General features: G+C 73.4%; 4 protein-coding genes and 2 pseudogenes. 1 reads left to right on the top strand and 5 read right to left on the bottom strand.

Annotated elements, in window-relative coordinates; all coding sequences use genetic code 11:
• The 5 genes and pseudogenes from ACWEPF_RS39730 to tsaD all read right to left on the bottom strand — a co-directional run.
• Positions 1-93 (bottom strand): annotated as a pseudogene (locus ACWEPF_RS39730) (superoxide dismutase); the annotation flags it as partial.
• A 206-nt stretch (positions 94-299) separates the two neighbouring features.
• Positions 300-743 carry a Fur family transcriptional regulator gene (locus ACWEPF_RS39725; RefSeq protein WP_452176505.1) on the bottom strand — a complete coding sequence of 148 codons (444 nt, stop codon included), beginning with the start codon at positions 741-743 and terminating at the stop codon, positions 300-302.
• 88 nt (positions 744-831) lie between these two features.
• On the bottom strand, positions 832-1,092 hold the full coding sequence (locus tag ACWEPF_RS39720) for a heavy-metal-associated domain-containing protein (RefSeq protein ID WP_452176504.1): 261 nt from the start codon (positions 1,090-1,092) through the stop codon (positions 832-834).
• A 59-nt stretch (positions 1,093-1,151) separates the two neighbouring features.
• On the bottom strand, positions 1,152-1,760 hold the full coding sequence (locus ACWEPF_RS39715) for a GNAT family N-acetyltransferase (protein WP_452176503.1): 609 nt from the start codon (positions 1,758-1,760) through the stop codon (positions 1,152-1,154).
• Positions 1,757-2,824 carry a tRNA (adenosine(37)-N6)-threonylcarbamoyltransferase complex transferase subunit TsaD gene (gene tsaD, locus ACWEPF_RS39710; protein WP_452176502.1) on the bottom strand — a complete coding sequence of 356 codons (1,068 nt, stop codon included), beginning with the start codon at positions 2,822-2,824 and terminating at the stop codon, positions 1,757-1,759. The genes ACWEPF_RS39715 and tsaD overlap by 4 nt, the downstream gene beginning before the upstream one ends.
• A gap of 181 nt (positions 2,825-3,005) precedes the next feature.
• On the opposite strand from tsaD, the pseudogene ACWEPF_RS39705 reads away from it, so the two are divergent.
• Positions 3,006-3,109 (top strand): annotated as a pseudogene (locus tag ACWEPF_RS39705) (superoxide dismutase); the annotation flags it as partial.

The following is a 3,109-nucleotide window of genomic DNA, read 5'->3' as shown; positions in this document are numbered from 1 at the left end:
CTTGGAGTGGTGCAGCTCGAGGATCTCGGCGGACATCGCCTTCTCCAGAGCCGAGTAGTCGTACGGAAGATCGGGGAGCGTGTACTGACCCATGGCTGTGCGGTCCCTTTCGACGGGTGTGGTCGTGCCCGGGCAACACTATTGCGCATCACTTGCACCAGCGAAGGACATGCCCCAGAGTGTTGGCGCGGGGCCGGCCCCGTCAGGGGCGCGGGTTGACCGCTTCCCTCTGATGAATCGTCTTCCCAACCGGCGCCCGCCGGGACGCCGGGCCGGCTCCGCGTGCGCCCTCCACCGCGTCAGTCCTCCTCCGAGGTGGGGCAGTTGACGCACCGGCCGTTCAGCACCAGCGAATCGGCCCGGAAGCCGATGGCCGACCCGGCGGCGAGGAGGGCGTCGGCCAGCAGGTGGTGGGGCACCTCGTCGACCCGGCCGCACCCGGAACACAGGGCGTGGTGGTGGGGCTCGCCGACCAGGCCGTAGGTCAGCTCCCCGCCCAGGCCGCGCACCACGTGCAGCAGGCCGAGCTCGGTGAGCCGTTCGGCCGAGCGGTAGACCGTGGAGAGGTTCACGCACCCGTCCTCGGCGGCGAGCAGGCAGTGGATCTCACCGGCCGTCAGGTGGCCGCCGTGGGCACGGATCGCGGCGAGGACCCGCAACCGGGCCCCCGTACAGCGGCCGCCCCCGGAGCGCAGCAGCTCGCGGCAGGCTGCCAGCACGTCGCCGCCGTCCCCCGGTACCACCGTCTCTCCTCCGTGTGTCGGGCAGGTGCGTGACGTGTTGCCGGTGCGGTGACTCACCGGTCGGGCGGGTCCTCCGTCCAGCACCCGGTCACCTCGGCCCGGGGGTGGTCCGCCTGAGGGTCAGTCCGGTCGGGGCGAGTGCCGCCGAGAGCGCGTCCCGGTCCGGCGGGCCGACCGAGCTGACGGTGATCCGGCCCGCGGTGAAGTCGGTGGTGACCTTGGTGACGCCCTCGACGGACCTCAGCACGGCCTTGGCGTCCCGTTCGCACCGGCCGCAGTCCATGCCGTTCACCTCCAGGACGGTGTGGACCGGGACGGCTCTCGCGGGCGGGTCGGCGGTGGTGTTCACGGTGGGGCCTCGGTTTCCTGGAAGGGGTCCGCGGCGGGGAGGCGTGGGTGTCCACGGCCTCATGGCGCCGCTCCTGGTGGAGGTGTGGCATCCGTGACGGCCCCCGCGCCGGGGTGGTGGGGGTGGAGCAGGACCACCAGACCGTCGGGGCCGGGCGCCGGGCGGGTGACGGGGTGCCAGCCGAGGTGCCGGTAGAAGTCGAGCGGTCCGCCCGGGGCGGCGCTGGTGAGCAGCCAGCTCCGGCCGTCCCCGGTGCCGTCGTGACGGGTCGTCACCTGGTGCAGCAAGGCGAGTCCGATGCCCCGGCCGGCCTGCTCCGGGTGGACCGCCAGCTCGTTCACCTCCCGCGCGCCGCACAGGAGTTCACGCGTGCGTCGGTCGCCGAGGCCGCTGCTGGCGAGCGGGTAGCAGCGGTCGGTGGGGAACGGGTCGGGGGTGGTCCAGGCGGTGGCGAAGCCCACCGGTTCGCCCTGCTCGGTCACCGCGACCGCCGCACCGAACCCGGGGCGGTCCGCGTCCGCGGCGAGGCGGTCGAGGTAGTCGTCGGCCTTGTGCGCGGGCTCGTGCCAGGGCGGGCGTCCGAACGCGGCGGCGTACACCGACCGGATCCCGGCCGCCAGACCGGGGAGCTCCGCCGGGGCCGCCCGACGCACCGTCAGGGCGCTCATCGGACCCGGACGGTGGCGAGCGGGTTCAGCGCGGCGTGCTCCAGCGGGGCGGAGGGGTCGATCGAGAGTCCTTCCGGGGCGGGTTCGGCGCCGGCGCGGACCAGCAGGTCGCCGATGGCGGCGATCATCGCGCCGTTGTCGGTGCACAGGCGCAGCGGCGGCACCCGCAGGGTGATCCCGGCCGCCGCGCAACGCTCCTGGGTGAGCGCCCGGATGCGGGAGTTGGCGGCCACCCCGCCGACCACCACGAGAGTGGTGATGCCGTGGTCGGTGCAGGCCCGGACGGCCTTGCGGGTGAGCGTGTCGGCGATGGCCTCCTGGAGGGCGGCCGCCGCATCGGGTACGTGCGGCTCCCCACCGGCCGCCCGCTGCCCTTCGACCCAGCGGGCGGCGGCGGTCTTGAGGCCGGAGAAGGAGAAGGCGTACGGCGGATCGTTCGGCCCGCTGAGCGGGCGGGGAAGGCGGACGGCGTTCGGGTTGCCGTCCTGGGCCGCGCGGTCGATGGCGGGGCCGCCGGGGTAGGGCAGGCCGAGGATCCGGGCCACCTTGTCGAAGCACTCGCCGGCCGCGTCGTCCAGGGTGTCCCCGAGGTGGACGATCGGGTCGCGGGCCAGGTCGCGCACCAGCAGCAGCGAGGTGTGGCCGCCGGAGACGATCAGCACGACGCACGGGTCCGGCAGCGGTCCGCCGTCCAGGGTGGCGGCGGCCACGTGTCCGGCCAGGTGGTGCACCCCGTAGAGCGGGACGCCCAGCGAGAAGGCGTAGGACTTGGCGGCGGCCACCCCGACCTGGAGCGCCCCCGACAGGCCGGGCCCGGTGGTGACGGCCACCGCGCCGACGTCGGCCAGGGTCAGCCCGGCCCGGTCCAGCGCCTCGCGGACCACGGGGGCGACGGCGTGCACGTGCGCCCGCGCGGCGATCTCCGGCACGACGCCGCCGAAGCGCGCGTGCTCGTCCATGCTGGACGCCACCGCCTGACCGAGCAGCACCCCGTCCCGGACCAGTCCGGCGCCGGTCTCGTCGCAGGACGACTCGATGCCCAGCACCACGGGTGAATCCGACATGGTTCCGCCTTGTTCCCTCGTTCATGTACTTGCATTGATTGTGCAACAAGGGCGCTAGGTCTACGGACCTAGCCTGGATCGGACCTTTGTCGGAACCGGCCCGTCTCTCCTTGCCCCTTGCGGGACAAGGATGTTGGGGTCGTAGACGACAGATCAGCGCTCCGAAAAGGTGGTGGGCCCGATGGGCACCTACACGCTCCCCGATCTTCCGTACGACTACTCGGCTCTGGAGAAGGCGATGTCCGCCGAGATCCTCGAGCTGCACCACTCCAAGCACCACGCCGC

The sequence above is a fragment of the Kitasatospora sp. NPDC004289 genome (assembly GCF_053602875.1).
This window is presented reverse-complemented; position numbering and strand designations above follow the sequence as displayed.